A 19,760-nucleotide genomic window follows, 5' to 3' on the forward strand; every position below is an offset into this window, starting at 1 on the left:
AACGCCGGGCCGCTGATGCGCGCGCTGGTTGTCAGCGTCGATTTCGGCGAGGCGGAGTTCCAGGCACAGACCGACGAATTCATCATGCTGGCCCGAGGGGCCGGCGCGGAGATCGTCGACACCATCGTTGCCCGGCGAGCGCGGCCCGACGCCGCGCTCTTCGTGGGCTCGGGCAAGGTGGAAGAAATCGCCTTGGCCGCTGCATCGGGCCAGGCCGAAATCATCCTTTTCAACCACAACCTCAGCCCTGCCCAGCAGCGCAACCTCGAACGCGCGCTGAAAATACGGGTGGTGGACCGGGTCGCACTGATCCTCGATATCTTCGCGCTTCGCGCCCAGAGCCACGAGGGCAAGCTGCAGGTCGAGCTCGCGCAGCTGCAGCACCTGGCGACCCGCCTGACCCGCATGTGGACCCACTTGGAACGGCAGCGTGGCGGCATCGGCATGCGGGGCCCGGGCGAATCGCAGTTGGAAATGGACCGCCGTATGATAGGCGGGAAAGTCCGCACCCTGCGCGAGCGGCTGGACAAGCTCGAACGCCAGCGGCAGACCCAGCGGCGCTCGCGCGCCCGCGGCGGCGCCTTCTCGGTTTCGCTGGTGGGCTATACCAACGCAGGCAAGTCGACCCTTTTCAACGCCCTGACGCGGGCGGACGTCTATGCCGCCGACCAGCTCTTCGCGACGCTCGATACCACGACCCGACGCATCTGGATCGACGGCGCGGGGTCGGTCGTGGTCTCCGACACGGTGGGTTTCATCCGCGAACTGCCGCACACCCTGATTGCGGCGTTCCGCGCCACGCTGGAAGAAACGGTCCATGCCGATTTGCTCCTGCACGTGGTCGACGCGGCCAGCCCGCAGCGCGACGAGCAGATTGAGCAGGTGGACAAGGTGCTCGAGGAAATCGGGGCTGCCGATATTCCGCGCATCCTGGTCTATAACAAGATCGATCAGAGCAGCCACGAGGCGGGAGTCGAGCGCGACGAGCATGGTACGATCTCGCGGGTGTTCGTAAGCGCGATCGAACGCTCTGGCCTGGACGCATTGCGGGGTGCGATTGTCGAGGCCAGCCAAGCAGATTCGGTGGTCCTAGGTAATAATAGTAGCGACCCGCGCTTTCGTACGCTGTCTTCGTCCGTCAGCCCTGCGGCTGACGCCCGATCCTAGGCGGCCGGGCAAGCCCCGTCCGCTTCGCTTACTACAACGATGCGTCTGCCTTCGATAACTCGAATATTCAATCTGAACGACTCCAACTGGGGCCGCGGAAGCGGCGGCGGCTCCGGTAACGAGCCTCCCCGGCGGCCCAATGATGGGCGCGACAACAACAGCGGCGGTCCGCCCGATCTCGACGAGCTATGGCGCGATTTCAATCGCAAGCTGGGGGGGCTGTTCGGACGCAGGCCCTCCGGCCCCCCGAGCGGAAACGGCAACGGCGGCGGCCGCTTTTCGCCTTCCTCCCGGGGTACCGGAATCGGGCTCGTGGTGGTGGTCGTGGTGGTGGCGCTGCTATGGCTTGCGTCCGGGTTTTTCATCGTCCAGGAAGGGCAGGTCGCGGTCGTTACCCAGTTCGGCAAGTACAAGGAAACGACCCGCGCGGGCTTCCAATGGCGGCTTCCGTACCCCATCCAGAGCCACGAGATCGTCAATCTCTCGCAACTGCGCACCATCGAAGTGGGGTTCCGCAATACCTCCCGCAGCAAGGTGCTGCAGGAATCCCTCATGTTGACCGATGACGAGAACATCGTCGACATGCAGTTCGTCGTCCAGTACCGCCTGAAGGAAACCGGCGCGCGCGACTACCTCTTCAACAACCGTGGTCCCGATGAAGCGGTCAAGCAGGCTGCCGAGACCGCCATGCGCGAAATCGTCGGCAAGAAGAAGATGGACTTCGTGCTGTACGAGGGACGCACGGAAGTGGCCACCGAAGTTGCCAAGCTGATGCAGCAGATCATGGATTTGTACGGTACCGGCGTCTTGATCAGCACCGTGGCCATCCAGAACGCCCAGCCTCCCGAGCAGGTCCAGGCCGCCTTCGACGACGCAGTCAAGGCAGGACAGGATCGAGAGCGGCAGATCAACGAAGGCCAGGCCTATGCGAACGATGTGGTGCCGCGCGCGGCCGGCGCGGCCTCGCGTCTGCTGCAAGAGGCCGAGGGCTATCGCCAGCGCATCGTCGAGAACGCCGAGGGCAACGCGGCGCGTTTCTCGCAAATCCTGGCCGAATATCGCAAGGCGCCCCAGGTGACCCGCGACCGCCTCTACCTCGATACCATGCAGGAGGTATTCGCCAATACGTCCAAGGTGCTTGTCGATACCCGCAACGGCAGCAACTTGCTGTACCTGCCGCTGGACAAGCTGATGCAGCAGGTATCGCAGGAGGCCGCTGCCAACGCCCGTGCTTCCGCCAACAATTCGTCGTCCGGCGGCACGTCCAGCAGCTTGCCGCAGCCTTTGACCGGAAGCGTGCTGCCTGAATCCGGACGCGATGCCCTGCGCTCGCGCGACCGCAACGCCCGCTAACCAAGGAACGCCATCATGGATCGTTTGATTCCCGCCGTGATCGGTCTGCTCGTGGGGCTGGCCGTGCTGTCTTCATGCGTTTTCGTCGTCAACGAGCGCAATTACGCCGTCGTGTTCGCCCTGGGCGAAATCAAGGAAGTCATCGACGAACCCGGTCTCTATTTCAAGCTGCCGCCGCCCTTCCAGAACGTCCAGCAGTTCGACAAGCGGATCCTGACCATCGACTCGGCCGACAGCGAGCGCGTGCAGACGTCCGAGAAAAAGAATCTGCTGATCGACTCCTTCGTCAAGTGGCGCATTTCCAATCCGCGCATCTATTACGTCACCTTCGGGGGCAACGAGCGCGCGGCGCAGGAACGGCTGCTGGCCTTGATCCGGGACGCGCTGAATGCCTCGATCAACCGCCGTACCGTCAACGACGTGACCTCGAAAGAGCGCGACAAGATCATGCAGGAGATCCGGGCCAATACCGAAGCCGCGGCCAAGCTGCTGGGTGTGGAGATTGTCGACGTGCGGCTCAAGCGGGTCGATTTCGTACCCGAGATTTCGGAGTCGGTCTACCGGCGCATGGAAGCCGAGCGCAAGCGCGTGGCCAACGAGCAGCGGTCCATCGGTGCCGCCGAGGGCGAGAAGATTCGTGCCGATGCAGACCGCCAGCGCGAGATCATCCTGGCCGAGGCCTATCGCAAGGCCGAGCAGATCAAGGGCGAAGGCGACGCCAAGGCGTCGGCCATCTATGCCCAGGCCTTCGGACAGGACCGCGAGTTCTATCGCTTCTACAAGAGCCTCGAAGCCTATCGCGCCACCTTCGGCTCCAAGGCGGATGTGCTGGTGGTCGATCCCAGCTCGGAGTTCTTCCGCTTCATGAAGTCGGCGGAAGGTACGGCAGCGCCTGCGCGCTGACCTCGTACAAAAGGGCAGGGCCGGTGGAAATACCGGCCCTGCCTGTGAAAAGCGGCCCGAGGCCGCTTTTTTCATTCCCGCCGAGGTTATTCGGCCTGTATGCCGGCGGCCATGACCACCGAGCGCCATTGCGGAATTTCAGTACGTATCCGTTCGGCCATTTCCTGCGGGGTGCTGGGCAGCAACTCGACGCCGATATCGACGAACTTGTCGTGGGTGGCACGCTCTTTGAGGATGCGTACGACTTCGCGGTTGAGTTTTTCTACGATGGGAGCCGGCATGCCCGCCGGGCCCGAGAGCGCGAACCAGACGTTGGCGCTGAAACCGGGAAGGGTTTCGCTGACGGTGGGCAGGTCCGGCATGATTTCGGTGCGCTTCTCGCCCGTGGAGGCCAGCGCGGTCAGTTTGCCGGCGCGGACGTGCGGCAACGACGACGCTCCGCCTTCGAACATCATGTCCACCTGGCCGGCGATCAGGTCCGTGCTGGCGTTCGAGCTGCCTTTGTAGGGAACGTGCAGGATGTCCACGCCGGCCTGCTTCTTGAACATCTCGGCCAGCAAGTGGTGCGAGCTGCCGGGTCCCAGCGAAGCGTAGGTATATTTGCCCGGCGAGGCCTTGGCGGCCGCGATCAGGTCGGACACTGTGCGCATGGGTAGCGCCTTGTTCACCACCAGGTAGGTGGGCGTATCGAACAGCATCGAGATCGGCGTGAAGTCTTTCAGGGAGTCGTAGGGCAGGCTCTTGCGCAGCACCGGGTTGAACACCATTGCGCTTTGCGTGGCGATCAGCAGCGTGTAGCCGTCCGGCGGGGCCTTGGCCACCGCGTCGGCGGCGATCGTTTGGCTTGCTCCGGGGCGGTTCTCGACGATCACCGGTTGTCCGAAGGCACTGGACAGCTGCTGGCCCAGATAGCGGGCGAAGGTGTCGCCAAGTCCGCCGGCAGCGTGCGGGGAAATGATCTTGATCGGCTTGCTGGGGTAGCTGGCGGCCGACTCCTGTGCGGCGGCCGCTTGCCATACCGGCAGCGACGCAGCGGCCAGGGCCGCGCCCAACGCGGCGCGACGTCGGACGTTCAGCGCAGCGGTATTCCTGGACAATCTTTTTTCCATGGCATGTCTCCTCTGTGGATGGACGGTCGCGCCGCCATCTCTTTGTGGTCGTTCATGGAGGGGCAGGGTGGATCAACGGAAGTGGTAGCGGCCCTCGTCGTCGCGCGCCACGGGGCGGACCGCCGCGATATCTTCCAGCCAGCGGACGATTTCGCGGCCGTCGCCGCTGTCTGTCGCGGCCATCAGCTCTTCGAAGTACTTGGGGCCGTCTTCCAGCGCCGCCTCGAGCGTGGCGAAACGCCGTCCCTCGAAGCGGGGCGCACGCGGGACGCGGTATTCCAGCGGCCGGACCTCGCCGGGGGCAAGCAGGGGCAGGGTGAGGTCGAAACCGGCCTTGGCGCCCTGGCGGCTGCCTTGCAGCGAGGGGTCCAGCGGCATGGCGCGCATGCCGGTCTGCACCACCAGGTCGCGGTCGGCCTGGAAGCGTGTTCCGAGCGCCCAATCCATCTGGCTGTCCGAAAAGATGTCGATATCGGGATCGACCACGAATACGTGCTTGACGTTGGATAGCGAGCCGAATACTGCCGCGATGGCATTGCGCGCCTCGCCGGGCACGCGTTGTTGCAGGGCGATGCGTATGTTGAACATGCCGCCATTGGCGGGCGCGGCAAAGACCCCCTTGACCTCGCGCACCGCGGTTTCCAGCGCGCGCCACACCATGACTTCGGTGCGCAGGGCGTTCAGTTGCGCCGTATCGGTCCAGGCCATGTTGGGACCGCTGATCGTGGCGGTCTGGAACACCGCGTCGCGGCGGCGGGTAATGGCGGTGACGTGGAACAGCGGGTTCTTCTTCACGACCCCGTAGTAGCCCAGGAACTCGCCATAGGGACCTTCCGGCTCGACGTGGCCGGCCGCATCCAGGTAGCCCTCGATGATGAACTCGGCGTCCGCCGGCACCAGCAGGTCGTTCGTCAGGCATTTGACGACCGGCAGCGGCGCACCGCGCAGGCTGGACAGCAGGCCGAGCTCGTCGCCGGGAATGCGCATCGTCGCGGCCACGTGGTCGGCCGGATGCGAACCCACGGCGAAGGCGATGGGCACGCGCTCGCCGCGGCTGGACTGCTTGAGATAGATGGCTCGCAAGTCCGACGGCGCGACCAGGTCGATGCCGGCCGTCCGGCGACCCCGGAGCATGAGGCGGCGCACCCCTACGTTGGTCCAGCCCGTATCGGGATCCCGCACGAAGTCGATGGACGCGGAAATGTAGGGCGCACCGTCCAGGCCGTGCTGCAGGTGGACAGGCAGCTGCGTCAGGTCGCAGTCGTCTCCTTGCTGGACGACCTGCTGCACCGGCGCTTCGCCGCGAGGCACCTCGACGAATTCGGGCTTGTTGCGCAGCCGTCGGGTCACTTCGGAAGGCAGCTCGGCCGTCGAGGTGGCGAAGGCCAGCGCCAACCGCTCGCGGCTGCCGGCAACATTGCCGCACAATGAGGTATCGCCACCGCCCGGACGGTCGATCCATACCGCCCGGGAGCTGCCTTCGAGCAGGGCGGCGATGTCCCGCAGCGGCGCTTCCGGCTGGTGCAGCAGCGTCTGTTCGTCCAGGGATTCCAGAAAGCGCCTGAGGCGAAAGGCGTCCAGGTCGGGCAGGGGGGGTGAGGGCGGGGCCATGGCAGTCTCCGGTCGGTGTTGTTTTAATGGGAAAAGGGCGGCGGCCCCCGTCATGCCGCAGCGGGCAGCAGAGGTCCGTCATTCCCTTGTTGCCGCGAGATTTAAATGCACCGTCCGGGAGCGCGTAAGCAAAACATTTGGATCAGTTCATAGAGGATCGTGATCAATGCGTGGGGCGGGCACGACGCCAACTTGCTTTTGAGGGGATTCGAGTAGACAATAACGTGTAAGCCAAGAGGTACGTCCAATATTGCTTGTGCACCAAATTGGTGCTTTGGCGGGCTACCCAAGCTTGGAAGAAGCGGTTGAAGGGCTTGCACCGTGTGCACCCGCAGCCGCTTTTTTTTCGTCCGTCGTTTTCATTGAATCATTGCGAGAACCCTGCATGGGCAAATGGCTGTTGCCCGAAAGCCTGGCAGACATCCTGCCGGCCGAGGCCCGGCGCATAGAAGAATTGCGCCGCTTGTTGCTGGACCTGTACCGTACCTACGGCTATGAACTGGTCATGCCGCCGTTGGTCGAGTACCTCGATTCGCTGCTTTCGGCCAGCGGCGGGGACCTGGACCTGCATACCTTCAAGCTGGTCGACCAGATGTCCGGTCGATCGCTGGGTATCCGTGCCGACATGACGCCGCAAGTCACGCGCATCGACGCCCACCTGCTCAACCGGGCCGGCACGACCCGGCTCTGCTATTGCGGCAGCGTGCTGCATACCCTGCCGCGCGGCCTGTGGGCCACCCGCGAGCCGCTGCAGATCGGCGCCGAGCTGTACGGCCATGCCGGACCCGAAGCCGACCTCGAAGTGCTGCAGCTGGCGCTGGAAAGCGTACGGCGCGCCGGGGTGGCCGATTGCCGTATCGACCTCAGTCACCTGGGCGTCGTGCGGGCGCTGCTGGAGACGGACCCGGCGGCTGCCGCGCGGGCCGGCGAAATCTTCGGCTTGTTGCGCGACAAGGACGTGCCGGGCCTGGCCGCGCTCGCGCCGGCGCTGGCACCCGCCACCGCCGAGGCGCTGCAGGTCCTGCCCACCCTGTACGGAGAACTCGACGTACTCGAGCAGGCGCGCCAGGTGCTGCCTGCGCTGCCGGCCATCCGGCAGGCGCTGGACATGCTGGCGTCACTCGCCAATACGCTGCCCGACGTCGATATCGGCGTCGACCTGGCCGACGTCCGCAGCTTCCATTACCACACCGGCGTGGTGTTTGCGGTCTATTGCGACGGCTGGCCCAACGCGGTCGTGCGCGGCGGCCGCTACGACGACATCGGCCGGGTTTTCGGACGGGCCCGCCCCGCCACGGGCTTCAGCCTCGACCTGCGCGAACTGGCGGGGCTGCTCGAACCCGCCAAGGCAAGCTCCGCGGTGCGCGCTCCCTGGGGGCTCGAGCCGGACCTGGTGGAAGCGGTGCGCGCGCTGCGCGCCGCGGGCCAGATCGTGGTCCAGATCCTGCCGGGGCACGAGCACGATCAACAGGAATTCATCTGCGATCGCGAGCTGGTGCTGCGCAACGGCGTCTGGCAGGTCGAACCGCTGGCCGGGGCCGCTGCGGCCGCCCGGCCATCCTCATCCACAGCAATCTGACGCCCGTCGCGGGCGGAATTTAGAGAAGCAGAAGCAACATGGCTAACAACGTCGTGGTTATCGGCACCCAATGGGGTGACGAAGGCAAAGGCAAGATCGTCGACTGGCTGGCGGAGTCAGCCCAGGGCGTAGTGCGTTTCCAGGGCGGGCACAATGCCGGCCACACGCTCTGGATCGCTGGCAAGAAGACCATCCTGCGCCTGATCCCTTCAGGCATCATGCACGCCGGCATGACCTGCTACATCGGCAACGGCGTGGTGCTCTCGCCCGAGGCGCTGCTGCGCGAAATCGAAGAACTCGAAGCCGCCGGCGTCGAGGTGCGGGCCCGCCTGCGGGTGTCCGAGGCCTGCCCGCTGATCCTCCCGTACCACGTGGCCGTGGACCAGGCGCGCGAGGCGCGCAAGGGGGCCGGCAAAATCGGCACCACCGGGCGCGGCATCGGGCCTGCCTACGAAGACAAAGTGGCGCGGCGTGCGATCCGGGTGCAGGACCTCTACGATCCGGCTGCGTTCGACGCCAAGCTGGAAGAAGCGCTCGACTACCACAACTTCGTGCTGACCAATTACCTGGGCGCGCAGGCCATCGACGCCGCCGAGGTGCGTGACCAGGCCATGACCCTGGCCCCGGTGCTCAAGCCCATGGTGGCGGATGTCGCCAACGCGCTGTTCGAGGCTTCCGCCGCGGGCCAGAAACTGCTGTTCGAAGGCGCGCAGGGCGCGCTGCTCGATGTCGACCACGGCACCTATCCGTACGTCACGAGCAGCAACTGCGTGGCGGGCGCCGCCTCGGCGGGTTCGGGCGTGGGGCCGCAGAAGCTCGAATATGTACTGGGCATCACCAAGGCCTACGCGACCCGCGTCGGCTCCGGTCCGTTCCCGACCGAGCTCGCCGACGACATCGGCGCGCGCCTGGCCTCGGTCGGCAAGGAGTTCGGCTCGGTCACCGGGCGGCCGCGCCGCTGTGGTTGGTTCGATGGAGCGGCCCTGAAGCGGTCGATCCGCCTGAACGGCATCTCCGGGCTCTGCATCACCAAGCTGGACGTGCTCGACGGCCTGGAAACCATCAAGCTGGGGGTCGGCTACCGGGTCAACGGCGAATTCCGCGACGTGCTGCCCTACGGGGCGGCGGCGGTCGCGAACAGCGAGCCGGTGCTGGAAGAAATGCCGGGCTGGAGCGAATCCACCGTGGGCGTCACCGAATACGATAAACTCCCGGTCAACGCCCGCCGGTACCTGGAGCGGATGGCCGAGGTCTGCGGCGTGCCTATCGACCTGGTCTCCACCGGTCCCGACCGCACCGAAACCATCGTGCTGAGGCATCCCTTCAAGGCCTGACCAACTTGGCGCCCCGGTAGACCCGGGGCTTTTTGCAATCGCCCGATCATCATGCAGCAAGACACCGACAAAGACCTCTGGATCAGCTGGGAACGCTACCATCAACTCATCGAGCAACTGGCCCTTCAGGTCTATCAGTCGGGCTGGAAGTTCGACCAGATCGTATGCCTGGCCCGGGGCGGCATGCGCGTGGGCGACGTGCTTTCGCGCATCTTCGACGTGCCGCTGGGCATCCTGGCCACCAGCAGCTACCGCGAGGCCGCCGGTACCGAGCAGGGGCGCCTGGATATCGCCCAGTTCATCACGATCACGCGCGGAACGCTGGAAGGCAACGTGCTGCTGGTGGACGACATGGTCGATACCGGCGTGACGTTCGATAGGGTGCACCAGCACCTGCTGAACCAGTTCGCGACCATCACCGAAATGCGGACGGCGGTGCTGTGGTTCAAGGGACATTCGAAGGTGGTGCCGGACTACTACGTGCAGAAGCTGCCTACCAATCCGTGGATACACCAGCCGTTCGAGGATTACGACAGCATCCGGCCGTATCAGCTCGAGGCATGGGTGAGGAAGGGCAAGAGCGACTAAGTGCCGCCGAGGTTTCAAGCAAGAGCCCGGCCGGGATAGCATCCCGGCCGGGCTTTTTGTTGGCGTGGGCGCGCGCCCGGGGCTTCAGTGCGAAATGACCACTGGTACTTCGGTGGCGGGGGGCGTGTTGCGGCTGCGGCCACAGCGAACGATGCCGTCGATCATTACCATGCCTACGCCCGGAATGTCGCCGGCCTGCACGCTTTCGAGCAAGGTGCGGCCCGCAGTGTGCTGCGCTTTGTCCATGAAGACGAAGTCCGCCGCGCGGCCCGGCTCGACCAGGCCACAGTTCAGGTTGCGGATGCGGGCCGTGTTGCCGGTGGCAAAACAGAACACCAGTTCAGCGGGCAGGTTGCCCAGACTGGAGAGGAGTGCGATCAGACGCAGCATGCCCAGGGGCTGGACGCCCGACCCCGCGGGACTGTCTGTGCCGAGGATCACCCGGTGGGGGCATTTGAGCTGCAACGCGGCCTGGGCGGCGGCGATCGCGACTTTCTCGTTGCCATTGTGGACGATTTCGATGGCTCGTGAGGAGCGTTCGCACAATTCACAGACGTGGCTCTCGGGCAGCGAGGTGTGGCCGCCGTTGATGTGGCCGATGACGTCGGCGTCGGCCTCAAGTACGACGTCTTTATCGATGAGGCCCGAGCCGGGAATCGAAGGGCCGCCCGTATGGATCGTGCTCTGTATGCCGTACTTGCGAGCCCATGCAACCATCTGGCCGGCTTCGGCGCCGGCCTTGACCGAACCCAGGCCGATTTCGCCCAGCAGCTTGACGCCGGCATCGGCCAGGTCCTTGAAATCCTGCTCGACCATGCCTTGCTCGATGACCGGGGCGCCCGCAAGCACCTTGACACCGCCCGGCCGGAAATTGTCGAAGGCGCGCTGGGCGGTGATGGCCAGCGCCTTGAGCCCGACGATGTCCTTGGGCCGGCCGGGCAGGTGGACTTCTCCTGCCGACACCATCGTGGTCACGCCGCCATGCATGTTCGAATCGATCCAGCCGAGCTGGCCCTGGCGCGGCGTCCAGTCGCCGAAAACCGGGTGGACGTGGCTGTCGATCAAGCCGGGCGCGACGCAGGTGCGCCGGGCGTCGATCAACAAGTCGGGCTCCGCGGTGTCGCAGTCGGCCTCCTTGCCGACGGCTTCGATGATGCCGTCGCGCACGACGATGGTGTCGGCGTCGAGGATGGGATGATCGATGTCGCCGGAAAGAAGAAGGCCGATGTTCTTGATGACGACCTTGCCGGATGAGGAGGTGGATGCCGCTTCTGCCATGTCGCTGCCTCTGTCTGTGTAGGGATGGGGGAGAGTGCTATTGCTCGGCGAAGGCTCGTTCGATGACGAAGTCGCCCGGCGTAGAAGTGTTGCCTTCGTTGAAGCCGCGCGCCTCCAGCATGGTCTTGAGGTCGCGCAGCATGGAGGGGCTGCCGCACAGCATAACGCGATCCTGTGCGGGATCGAGCGGCGGCGTGCCGAGGTCGGTGAACAGCTTGCCCGTGGCGATCAGTTCGGTAATGCGGCCCATGTTGCGATACGACTCCCGCGTGACAGTGGGGTAGTAGCGCAGTTTGCTGGTGACCAGCTCGCCCAGGAATTCGTGGTTGGGAAGGTGCTCGACGAGCAGGTCGTGGTAGGCGAGCTCGTCGACCTGCCTGACGCCGTGCACCAGAACGATTTGTTCGAATTTCTCGTAGGACTCCGGATCGCGCACGATGCTCATGAACGGGGCCAGGCCCGTGCCCGTGGCCAGCAGGTAGAGCCGGCGCCCGGGCAGCAGGTAGTCGGTGAGCAGAGTGCCGGTAGGCTTGCGGCCGACGAGAATGGAGTCGCCGACCTGGATATGCTGCAGCCGGGAAGTGAGCGGGCCGTCGGGCACCTTGATGCTCAGGAACTCCAGGTGTTCCTCGTAGTTGGCGCTGACGATGCTGTAGGCACGCAGCAGCGGCTTGCCGTCTACCTTGAGCCCTATCATCGTGAAATGTCCATTGCTGAAGCGCAGCGACTGATCGCGCGTGGTCTTGAACGTAAACAGGCGGTCGGTCCAATGGTGGACGCTCAAAACGGTTTCTTCATGAAATGCGGCCATGTTCGGCTCCGGGGAGGTTAGCGTTCGAGATAGGCCAGTTTGCCGGTCTTGTCTTTCCAGGAATCGGCGTCGGGCAGCGGGCCGGAGCGCCGGGTAATGCTCTTCCATTCACGCGCGAGGTCGGCGTTAATCTGGACGAATATCTTCTGGTCCTCGGGCAGGTCCTCTTCCGCATAGATCGCGCCCGCCGGGCACTCCGGGATACAGACGGCGCAGTCGATGCACTCGTCCGGATCGATGACCAGGAAATTGGCGCCTTCCCTGAAACAGTCCACCGGGCAGACATCGACACAGTCGGTGTACTTGCACCGGATGCAGGCATCGCTCACGACATGCGTCATCCAAATCTCCTTTTCGCCCCGGATGGGGGCTGGGAAAAACACATTGCGAAGCCCAACCAATTGCGCTAGATTGTGCTCAATGTAGTGTTTACAACATTTAATGTAGTGAATGCTACATAAAAAATCTTTGGCACGGCAAGGCCTGTGTCGCATCTGAAGGGTTTGAGCAAAATGTCCGAGCCGATCGAAACCGCAAGCCCCCCTCAAGGCAGCTCCGAAGCGACGTTTCTCGAGCGGGCCAAGCCGCGCAACGAACGCATGAGCGCAAGCAAGATCGAGTGCAATGCCTGTCCGGTGCTGTGCCAGATCACCGAGGGACGGTCCGGCGCCTGTGACCGCTATGCGAATGTGGACGGAGTCCTCGTGCGCGTGGACCCCGTGGTGTTGCTGCGCCGCAAACTTGATAGCGACGACGCCGCGCTGGTGCCGTTTGCGCCCAACGGAGACGACGGCGGCGCGCCGGCGCCGCTCGACTGGGATGGCGACCTGGTCCGTGCAGACGAGGTCTTCGTCACCGGCATCGGCTCGTCCACCACCTATCCGGATTACAAGCCCGCGCCATTCATCGTTTCCTCGCAAGTCGAGGGCGTGGACATGGTGACGGTGGTGACCGAGGGCATCTTCAGCTACTGCAGCCTGAAGGTGAAGATAGACACGGATCGCTATCTGGGGCCCGAGCAGGCCAGCGTACGGTGCAAGGGCGAGGTGGTCGGGCACGTCACGACCATCGAGTACGGCTCGCAAATGTTGTCGCTGGGCGGCGTCCATCACTTGACGGGCGGGAGCAAGAAAGAGGGCCGTGTCACGCTGGACGTCATGCAGACGCTCGGCAACAAGCAGGCGGTCGAGCTCGAGATCGACGGCGGCGCCCGCATTGTCGTCCAGGCGGGCCGGCCTCCCGTGGTGAACGGCGTGGAAGAACACCGCATGCGGGTGGGCTGCGGGTCGGCGGCCATCGGCATCTTCGCCAAGCAGCTGTACGGCAAGGTCGATGAAGTGGTGGTCGTGGACGACCACATCACCGGCGTGCTGACCGAGCACCAGGCCGGCCGGTGTCTGGCGACACGCGATTCCGGCATCCGGATCAAAGGACGCAAGTCCACGCCGGGGCGGTATTTCCAAGTGGCCAACCCGGGTACCGGCTGGGGCGGCACCGATATCAGCGACCCGCTGTCCATCATAGAAGGCTGGGACGACAAGGTGGCCTGGCCCGGCCTGCGCCTGCTCATGACCTCCACCACGGGCGAGCACGCGGCGTGGTACGTGCTGGACGAGGCGCTGGTGCCGCGCGAGGCGCCCATGCCGCCCGAGGTCGCGGCGGTGGTGGCTCGCATTGGCGAGAACTGCGAACCCTCCATCACCTCGGTCATGTTCCTGGCCGGAGCCGGCGGCAGCCTGCGCGCCGGCGTGACGGAGAATCCCGTGCTGTTGACCCGCTCCATCAAGAACATGCTGGTGAACGTCACGATGGGAGGCGCGCCTGCCTATGTATGGCCTGGTGGCGGCATCACGGTCATGGCCGACGTGTTGCGGATGCCGGACCATAGCTTCGGCACAGTTCCCACGCCCGCCATCGTCGCGCCCATCGAGTTCAGCATGCGGCTGGACGACTACCAGGCGCTGGGCGGGCACATGGATTACGTGCGATCGCTGGAGGAGGTCTTGCGTTCGGGGGCGTGGCACCGCGATGGCGCGCCTACGGGGCGGCGCTGGGCGCGGGGAGGCGAGGGCAATCCCTGGCCGCTCGGCCGGCCCCCCATGCTCGGCTGAGGCCGCGCATGCAAGCCCAGCGTGCTCGGCTGCCAGGAGGCCGGTGGCATTTCTCGCACGGCCCTATCGACCTGATCCTGCTAGCAGAGGGGCAGCCCGACGCGGTTGCACAAGCGCACACGCAGGCTTGGGAGCGGTTCGGCAGCGTGTTGCCCGAGCTGGTCAGCGAGCTGCCCGAGCTGCGCAAGCTGGTGGGCGCGGGCACCGCCGTCCAAGGCCCGGTGGCCCGGCGCATGTGGCGGGCGTGCGCGCCGCTGTCCGCGTATGGGCTCACCGCCATGGCCGCCGTGGCGGGAGCCGTCTCCGACGAAATCATCTGCTGCTACCAGCGCCCCGGCATCGTCCGGGCATGGGTCAACAACGGGGGGGACATTGCCCTCCATCTGACTCCCGGATCCTCCACCCGCATCGGCTTGTGCAGCGACCCGCGGCGCCTGCCGGGCGCGGCACCGGCGATACTGGACGGCGGTGTCCGGATCGGCGACGATGCGCCGGTGAGAGGCGTGGCTACCAGCGGCTGGCGTGGGCGCAGCTTCTCGCTGGGGATAGCCGATAGCGTGACGGTCCTTGCCCGCGATGCCGCGGCGGCGGACGCGGCGGCGACGGTAATCGCCAATGCCGTGGATACCGGGAATCGCGCTATCGTTCGCAGGCCGGCCAATGCCCTCAAGGACGATACCGACCTGGGGGACAGGCTGGTCACGGTCGACGTGCCGCCGTTGCCCCATGCCGTCGTTGCGGAGGCCTTGGAAGCAGGCGTGGCCCGGGCCGGCGAGCTCGAGCGGCAAGGCCTGATATTCGGCGCCGCGCTGGTGTGCCAGGGGCAGGCCAGGGTGGCCGGAAGCCGGCTGGGGCCGGCACGGCCGCAATCGCTGGAGGGTGGTTCAGTATTTGCTTAATTCGTACCGGGGGCCTTGCTGGCACCGCGGAAAGGCATGCTCCGGCAGTGAGGAGAGATACCGCACGAACCGGGGGCGCTTTATTCACCAGAGGCAGGCATGATAGAAATCCGACGAGTCTTTACGCAGGTCGAAGACATCTTTCACGAATTCGGGCCGGCGCCGGACCAACCTCTTCGGCGGGGAGCCATAGGGGCCGTGCTGACCAACCCGTACGCGGGGCGCTACGAACCAGACATCCTGCCCGCCATGGAAGCGCTCGAGCCGGTAGGCGTGGACATGGCGCACAAGCTCTTGGCAGCCATGGAGGTTGGGGCCGAGCATATCCAGGGGTATGGCAAGGGGGCGGTAGTCGGGGAGGCCGGCGAACTCGAGCACGGAGCGCTCTGGCACGTGCCAGGCGGCTATGCGATGCGGGAGCTGCTGGGTTGGAAAGGCGATCGCCGGGCCGACACGCAGACGGGACAGCACGGCAACGCGCTGGCCATCGTGCCGTCCGCCAAGAAAGTCGGCGCGCCGGGAACCGCGCTGGATGTACCGCTGATCCATATCAATGCCGCCTATGTGCGCAGCCATTTCGACGCGATGGAAGTACGCGTGCCCGGCGCACCGCGTGCCGACGAACTGGTAGTGATCCTGGCGATGAGCACCGGACCTCGGGTGCATGCGCGCGTCGGTGGGCTGACGGCCGCCGGCATATCGAAATGGGACGGCCAGCGCTGATCCCGCCATCATCGACAATCAAAGGCAAGGAGCAACCCATATGTCGGCCAAGATCAGGAAATTGATCGTGCAGGTGGACGAAACCCGTATCGAGATGGGACAAGGCCTGTCCACTCCGGCGCGCAAGGCGGTCGCGATGGCTGTGATCGAGAACCCCTATGCCGGCCGTTATGCCGAGAATCTGGACGAACTGGTGGCCATCGGCGAAGAACTGGGCGGCCTTTTGGGCCGCAGGTGCGTGCAGGCGCTGGGTATCGAGCCTGGCCAGGCGCAGAGCTATGGCAAGGCTGCCATCGTGGGGTCGGCTGGCGAGCTGGAGCACGCCGCCGCCATCCTGCATCCCAAACTGGGGGCTCCGCTGCGTGAAGCGGTGGGGCAGGGTGCCGCGCTGGTGCCGTCCGCCAAGAAGCTGGGCGGGTTGGGTGCGGCAATAGACGTGCCGCTGGGCCACAAGGATGCCGCCTATGTGCGCAGTCATTTCGACGCCATCGAAGCGCGCGTGCCGGATGCCCCGCGCGCCGGCGAGATCGTGGTTGCGGTGGCCGTGACCGACAGCGGCCGTCCGCTGCCGCGCGTGGGCGGGCTGAAGGTCTCGGAAATCCAAGGCAAGGACGGCCTGCGTTAAGCGTCCGTCCAGGAGGCGGTCCTGCCGTGGCGGGGGCCGCCTTTTCGTTCAACCCCGCCTTCAGTCAAGAAGGGGCGCTGCATGAATGTATCCGGGTTCCTGGTCCAGGCGCTCAACGGCCTGGCCAACGCTTCATCGCTATTCCTGGTGGCAGCCGGGCTGTCGCTGATCTTCGGCGTAACGCGCATCGTCAACTTTGCCCACGGCTCGTTCTACATGGTGGGCATCTATGTGGCCTATTCCCTGGTCGATCATTTCGGGACCGGGCTGGGGTTCTGGCCTGCCCTCATCCTGGCCGCACTGCTGATAGGCGTGCTGGGCGCGCTGGTCGAAATACTGCTGCTGCGCCGCGTGTACCGCGCCCCGGAGCTGTTCCAGCTGCTGGCGACGTTCGCACTGGTGCTGGTGATACGCGATGTCGTCCTGTGGTACTGGGGGCCCGAGGAATTGCTGGGCCCCAGGGCACCGGGCCTGGAAGGTGCGGTCGAGATCCTGGGCAGCCAGTTCCCGACCTACGACCTGTTCCTGATCGTCGTCGGGCCGTTTGTCTTGCTCGCCATGTGGCTGCTGCTGAACCGGACCCGCTGGGGCACCTTGGTGCGCGCAGCCACCCAGGACCGCGAAATGGTGGGCGCGCTCGGCGTCAACCAGGCTTGGCTGTTCACCGCCGTGTTCGCACTGGGCGCCTTGCTGGCAGGATTGGGCGGAGCATTGCAGTTGCCGCGGGAGCCGGCCAATCTGGAAATGGACATGCAGACCATAGGCGCGGCTTTCGTCGTGGTCGTGGTGGGCGGCATGGGATCCATCCCCGGGGCCTATGCCGCCGCGCTATTGATCGCGGAAATCAAGGCGCTGTGCATCTGGATAGGGAGTGTTCACCTGTTCGGCATGGACCTGAACTTCTCGAAGCTGACGCTGGTCGTCGAATTCCTGGTCATGGCGGTGGTGCTCGTTCTGAGGCCTTGGGGCCTGTTCGGCCGTCCGCAGGCAGCCAGCCGGAACTCGGCAGCGGTCGAGCCGCCGCTGCGGCTGGCAGGCCCCTGGGGCCAGGGGGCAGGGTGGGCGTTCCTGGCTGCGCTGTGCGTATTGCCGCTGCTGCTCGATGCCAACTCGTATACGACGGTGCTGTTGATCGATCTGCTGGTGGCGGCCTTGTTTGCCGTCAGCCTGCACTTCATCATGGGGCCGGGTGGCATGCATTCGTTCGGCCATGCGGCTTATTTCGGCCTGGGGGCCTACGGCGCCGCGCTGCTGGTGCGCACATTGGATGCTCCCATGGAAGTGGCGCTGATACTCGGGCCGCTGGCGGCGGTGGCGGGAGCATTCGTATTCGGCTGGTTCAGCGTACGCCTGTCCGGCGTCTACCTCGCCATGCTGACGCTGGCGTTCGCGCAGATCGTCTGGGCGGTCTGCTACCAGTCGGACGAACTGACGGGCGGCAGTAACGGGTTGACCGGCATTTGGCCGGCCGAATGGCTGCAGGACAAGCGGGCCTATTACTACCTGACCCTCGCGCTGGTGGCGGCGGGCATCCTGCTGCTGAGGCGTACCTTGTTTGCGCCTTTCGGCTATGCCTTGCGCGCCGGGCGGGATTCGCCCCTCCGCGCAGACGCCATTGGCATCGATGTCAAGCGCATGCAGTGGGCGGCATTCGTGGTTGCGGGCCTGTTCGCGGGTGTGGCGGGCGCCTTGTTCGCATTCTCCAAGGGGAGCATTTCCCCGGAAACGCTGAACGTGGTGAAGTCCATCGACGGTCTCGTCATGGTATTGCTGGGCGGCCTGCAGACGCTCACCGGGCCGATCGTGGGGGCGGTGACCTTCACCTGGCTGCATGACACAGTCGCCCGCAATACCGACTATTGGCGGGCGATGCTGGGCTTCATCATCTTGCTGCTGGTACTGCTGTTTCCGCAGGGGATCGCGGGTTTCGCCAAGCAGATCATGCAGCGCCGAGGGGAAGAGGTGGCGAAATGAGCTTGTTGAAAGTAAGCGGGTTGGGCAAATCCTTCGGCGGCGTCAAAGCGGTGGACGGCATCGATTTCGAGATCGCCCCCGGGGAACTGCTCGCGCTCATCGGGCCCAACGGCGCGGGCAAATCGACCACCTTCAATATGGTCAACGGCCAACTGCGCGCCAATACCGGATCGATCAAGTTCGACGGCCATGAGTTGATCGGCTTGAAGCCCCGGGAAATCTGGCGCCTGGGCGTAGGGCGCACCTTCCAGATCGCGGAGACCTTCTCCTCGCTCACCGTCGTCGAGAACGTGCAGATGGCGCTTCTGTCGGCAGATCGGAAGCTGTTCTCGATGTGGCGTCGCGCCGGCGCCTATCGGCGCGATGACGCGCTCGCGCTGCTGGATCAGGTCGGCATGGCAGCGCAGGCCGACCGTCCTTGCAGCGTCCTTGCCTATGGCGATGTCAAGCGGGTGGAACTGGCCATTGCGATGGCCAATCGCCCCAAGCTGCTGCTGATGGACGAACCCACCGCGGGCATGGCACCAGGGGAGCGCAACGAGTTGATGGCGCTGACCAAGCGCCTGGTCGTCGAGCGGGGCATGGCGGTCCTGTTTACGGAGCACAGCATGGACGTCGTCTTCGCGCATTCGGACCGGGTCATCGTCCTCGCGCGCGGACGCTTGATCGCCGAGGGCGCACCGGCGCAGATCCGGGATGACCCCAAGGTCCAGGAGGTGTACTTCGGCACGGGCAAGACGTTCGAAAAAGCCGCCAAGAAGGAGGCCGCCTGATGGCTTTGTACGCCGTTCCCAATCCTTCCTCCCTACAGGTCCCCCCATCCATGGTCGACACGACGAGCGATTCGCTGCTGGAAGTCAACGGACTGGCTGCCTGGTATGGCGCCGCGCAGATCCTGTTCAACGTAAGCCTGGAGGTGCGCCGGGGCGAGGTCGTGGCACTGATGGGACGCAACGGCGCAGGCAAGTCCACCACGCTCAAGGCCATCATGGGATTGATCGCCAAGCGCCGGGGGCAGGTGTCGTTCATGGGCCAGGACCTCTCGAGAACGGCTCCGCACGAGGCAGCATCGCTGGGGCTGGGCTATGTCCCCGAAGAGCGGCGTATCTTCACCGAGCTGACCGTCATGGAGAATCTGGAGGTCGGACGGCAGGCGCCTCGTACCTGGCCAGGTGGCGCCGCGGCGCCGGCGTGGACGCCGGAACGCCTGTTCCAGCTCTTTCCCAACCTGGGCGAGATGCCGGACCGGCCAGGTGGCAGGATGAGCGGCGGCGAGCAGCAGATGCTGGCGGTGGCCCGCACGCTCATGGGCAATCCGTATGTCGTGCTGCTGGACGAACCCTCCGAGGGCGTTGCGCCTGTCATCGTCGAGCAAATGGTGAACATGATCCAGGAGCTGAAAGAGCACGGAGTCAGCATCCTGCTGTCGGAGCAGAACATGCACTTTGCCGAACTGGTGTCGGACCGGGCCTATGTGCTGGAACGCGGAGAAATCCGCTTCGTCGGGTCGATGGAAGAGCTGGCGGGCAACGAAGAAGTGCGGCGCGCCTACCTCAGCATGTAGCGCGCCGCGTGGCCGGCGGTTTTGCCTCAGGCGCCGACGGCCATGTCCTTCCGGCAGGACCGGACGAACGCCGCAATGAAGGGGCCGGAGAAGGGAGCTGCCGGGAGCTCGCCGGCAGCCCTGTAGCAGGG

18 protein-coding genes are annotated in these 19,760 nt (G+C 65.3%); 13 read left to right on the top strand and 5 right to left on the bottom strand.

All coding sequences use genetic code 11. The features are described 5' to 3' along the window. Positions 1-15 precede the first annotated feature (15 nt). Genes hflX through hflC form a run of 3 tightly spaced genes read left to right on the top strand, consistent with a single transcriptional unit; the run spans position 16 to position 3,423 of the window. The gene (gene hflX, locus QHC78_RS06825) at positions 16-1,167 is read left to right on the top strand and encodes a GTPase HflX (RefSeq protein WP_319743127.1); all 1,152 of its coding nucleotides are present in this window, start codon (positions 16-18) and stop codon (positions 1,165-1,167) included. A 39-nt stretch (positions 1,168-1,206) separates the two neighbouring features. After that, entirely contained in the window at positions 1,207-2,520 is a 1,314-nt protein-coding gene (gene hflK / locus QHC78_RS06830; RefSeq protein ID WP_413816423.1) for an FtsH protease activity modulator HflK, read from the top strand. 15 nt (positions 2,521-2,535) lie between these two features. Beyond that, positions 2,536-3,423, top strand: coding sequence for a protease modulator HflC (hflC, locus tag QHC78_RS06835; RefSeq protein ID WP_319743128.1), 888 nt, complete (start codon positions 2,536-2,538; stop codon positions 3,421-3,423). Positions 3,424-3,509: 86 nt separating this feature from the next. On the opposite strand, the gene QHC78_RS06840 is transcribed toward hflC, so the two are convergent. Then, a complete protein-coding gene (locus tag QHC78_RS06840; protein ID WP_319743129.1) occupies positions 3,510-4,532 on the bottom strand; it encodes a Bug family tripartite tricarboxylate transporter substrate binding protein in 1,023 nt (340 codons plus the stop codon). A gap of 72 nt (positions 4,533-4,604) precedes the next feature. Next, entirely contained in the window at positions 4,605-6,143 is a 1,539-nt protein-coding gene (locus tag QHC78_RS06845; protein WP_319743130.1) for a UbiD family decarboxylase, read from the bottom strand. A 385-nt stretch (positions 6,144-6,528) separates the two neighbouring features. On the opposite strand from QHC78_RS06845, the gene QHC78_RS06850 reads away from it, so the two are divergent. The 3 genes from QHC78_RS06850 to QHC78_RS06860 are packed head-to-tail and all read left to right on the top strand — an operon-like array spanning position 6,529 to position 9,644. Next, positions 6,529-7,722: an ATP phosphoribosyltransferase regulatory subunit gene (locus tag QHC78_RS06850; RefSeq protein WP_319743131.1), complete on the top strand. Its 1,194-nt coding sequence runs from the start codon at positions 6,529-6,531 to the stop codon at positions 7,720-7,722. A 38-nt stretch (positions 7,723-7,760) separates the two neighbouring features. Beyond that, positions 7,761-9,056, top strand: coding sequence for an adenylosuccinate synthase (locus QHC78_RS06855; RefSeq protein ID WP_319743132.1), 1,296 nt, complete (start codon positions 7,761-7,763; stop codon positions 9,054-9,056). 51 nt (positions 9,057-9,107) lie between these two features. Beyond that, positions 9,108-9,644, top strand: a complete 537-nt coding sequence (locus QHC78_RS06860; RefSeq protein ID WP_319743133.1) for a phosphoribosyltransferase — start codon at positions 9,108-9,110, stop codon at positions 9,642-9,644. 84 nt (positions 9,645-9,728) lie between these two features. Here QHC78_RS06860 and QHC78_RS06865 read toward each other — a convergent pair whose 3' ends face one another. Genes QHC78_RS06865 through fdxA form a run of 3 tightly spaced genes read right to left on the bottom strand, consistent with a single transcriptional unit; the run spans position 9,729 to position 12,074 of the window. Beyond that, complete coding sequence (locus tag QHC78_RS06865) at positions 9,729-10,922, bottom strand: amidohydrolase family protein (RefSeq protein WP_319743134.1); 1,194 nt, start codon at positions 10,920-10,922, stop codon at positions 9,729-9,731. A gap of 37 nt (positions 10,923-10,959) precedes the next feature. Further along, complete coding sequence (locus QHC78_RS06870) at positions 10,960-11,733, bottom strand: ferredoxin--NADP reductase (RefSeq protein ID WP_319743135.1); 774 nt, start codon at positions 11,731-11,733, stop codon at positions 10,960-10,962. Between the two features lie 17 nt (positions 11,734-11,750). Next, entirely contained in the window at positions 11,751-12,074 is a 324-nt protein-coding gene (gene fdxA, locus QHC78_RS06875) for a ferredoxin FdxA (protein WP_319743136.1), read from the bottom strand. Positions 12,075-12,245: 171 nt separating this feature from the next. On the opposite strand from fdxA, the gene QHC78_RS06880 reads away from it, so the two are divergent. The 7 genes from QHC78_RS06880 to QHC78_RS06910 all read left to right on the top strand — a co-directional run bounded on the left by QHC78_RS06880 (position 12,246) and on the right by QHC78_RS06910 (position 19,629). Further along, on the top strand, positions 12,246-13,844 hold the full coding sequence (locus QHC78_RS06880) for a 6-hydroxynicotinate reductase (protein ID WP_413816424.1): 1,599 nt from the start codon (positions 12,246-12,248) through the stop codon (positions 13,842-13,844). 8 nt (positions 13,845-13,852) lie between these two features. Beyond that, positions 13,853-14,743, top strand: coding sequence for a UPF0280 family protein (locus QHC78_RS06885; RefSeq protein ID WP_319743137.1), 891 nt, complete (start codon positions 13,853-13,855; stop codon positions 14,741-14,743). A 99-nt stretch (positions 14,744-14,842) separates the two neighbouring features. Then, the gene (locus QHC78_RS06890) at positions 14,843-15,466 is read left to right on the top strand and encodes an amino acid synthesis family protein (RefSeq protein ID WP_319743138.1); all 624 of its coding nucleotides are present in this window, start codon (positions 14,843-14,845) and stop codon (positions 15,464-15,466) included. Positions 15,467-15,506: 40 nt separating this feature from the next. Next, entirely contained in the window at positions 15,507-16,091 is a 585-nt protein-coding gene (locus tag QHC78_RS06895) for an amino acid synthesis family protein (RefSeq protein ID WP_319743139.1), read from the top strand. An 81-nt stretch (positions 16,092-16,172) separates the two neighbouring features. Continuing rightward, on the top strand, positions 16,173-18,065 hold the full coding sequence (locus tag QHC78_RS06900; RefSeq protein WP_319743140.1) for an ABC transporter permease: 1,893 nt from the start codon (positions 16,173-16,175) through the stop codon (positions 18,063-18,065). After that, positions 18,062-18,838, top strand: a complete 777-nt coding sequence (locus QHC78_RS06905) for an ABC transporter ATP-binding protein (protein ID WP_319743141.1) — start codon at positions 18,062-18,064, stop codon at positions 18,836-18,838. Before QHC78_RS06900 ends, QHC78_RS06905 begins: the two co-directional genes overlap by 4 nt. Before the next feature lie 50 nt (positions 18,839-18,888). After that, on the top strand, positions 18,889-19,629 hold the full coding sequence (locus tag QHC78_RS06910) for an ABC transporter ATP-binding protein (protein WP_319743475.1): 741 nt from the start codon (positions 18,889-18,891) through the stop codon (positions 19,627-19,629). The last annotated feature ends 131 nt before the right edge of the window (positions 19,630-19,760 follow it).

The sequence above is a fragment of the Pigmentiphaga sp. genome, assembly GCF_033795525.1.
Classification (GTDB): domain Bacteria; phylum Pseudomonadota; class Gammaproteobacteria; order Burkholderiales; family Burkholderiaceae_B; genus Pigmentiphaga.

What these genes read in the sequence shown, in the direction of transcription:
- hflX (WP_319743127.1), top strand. Translation starts at nt 16, where the DNA reads ATGCGCGCGCTGGTTGTCAGCGTCGATTTCGGCGAGGCGGAGTTCCAG.
- hflK (WP_413816423.1), top strand. Translation starts at nt 1,207, where the DNA reads ATGCGTCTGCCTTCGATAACTCGAATATTCAATCTGAACGACTCCAAC.
- hflC (WP_319743128.1), top strand. Translation starts at nt 2,536, where the DNA reads ATGGATCGTTTGATTCCCGCCGTGATCGGTCTGCTCGTGGGGCTGGCC.
- QHC78_RS06840 (WP_319743129.1), bottom strand. Translation starts at nt 4,532, where the DNA reads ATGGAAAAAAGATTGTCCAGGAATACCGCTGCGCTGAACGTCCGACGT.
- QHC78_RS06845 (WP_319743130.1), bottom strand. Translation starts at nt 6,143, where the DNA reads ATGGCCCCGCCCTCACCCCCCCTGCCCGACCTGGACGCCTTTCGCCTC.
- QHC78_RS06850 (WP_319743131.1), top strand. Translation starts at nt 6,529, where the DNA reads ATGGGCAAATGGCTGTTGCCCGAAAGCCTGGCAGACATCCTGCCGGCC.
- QHC78_RS06855 (WP_319743132.1), top strand. Translation starts at nt 7,761, where the DNA reads ATGGCTAACAACGTCGTGGTTATCGGCACCCAATGGGGTGACGAAGGC.
- QHC78_RS06860 (WP_319743133.1), top strand. Translation starts at nt 9,108, where the DNA reads ATGCAGCAAGACACCGACAAAGACCTCTGGATCAGCTGGGAACGCTAC.
- QHC78_RS06865 (WP_319743134.1), bottom strand. Translation starts at nt 10,922, where the DNA reads ATGGCAGAAGCGGCATCCACCTCCTCATCCGGCAAGGTCGTCATCAAG.
- QHC78_RS06870 (WP_319743135.1), bottom strand. Translation starts at nt 11,733, where the DNA reads ATGGCCGCATTTCATGAAGAAACCGTTTTGAGCGTCCACCATTGGACC.
- fdxA (WP_319743136.1), bottom strand. Translation starts at nt 12,074, where the DNA reads ATGACGCATGTCGTGAGCGATGCCTGCATCCGGTGCAAGTACACCGAC.
- QHC78_RS06880 (WP_413816424.1), top strand. Translation starts at nt 12,246, where the DNA reads ATGTCCGAGCCGATCGAAACCGCAAGCCCCCCTCAAGGCAGCTCCGAA.
- QHC78_RS06885 (WP_319743137.1), top strand. Translation starts at nt 13,853, where the DNA reads ATGCAAGCCCAGCGTGCTCGGCTGCCAGGAGGCCGGTGGCATTTCTCG.
- QHC78_RS06890 (WP_319743138.1), top strand. Translation starts at nt 14,843, where the DNA reads ATGATAGAAATCCGACGAGTCTTTACGCAGGTCGAAGACATCTTTCAC.
- QHC78_RS06895 (WP_319743139.1), top strand. Translation starts at nt 15,507, where the DNA reads ATGTCGGCCAAGATCAGGAAATTGATCGTGCAGGTGGACGAAACCCGT.
- QHC78_RS06900 (WP_319743140.1), top strand. Translation starts at nt 16,173, where the DNA reads ATGAATGTATCCGGGTTCCTGGTCCAGGCGCTCAACGGCCTGGCCAAC.
- QHC78_RS06905 (WP_319743141.1), top strand. Translation starts at nt 18,062, where the DNA reads ATGAGCTTGTTGAAAGTAAGCGGGTTGGGCAAATCCTTCGGCGGCGTC.
- QHC78_RS06910 (WP_319743475.1), top strand. Translation starts at nt 18,889, where the DNA reads ATGGTCGACACGACGAGCGATTCGCTGCTGGAAGTCAACGGACTGGCT.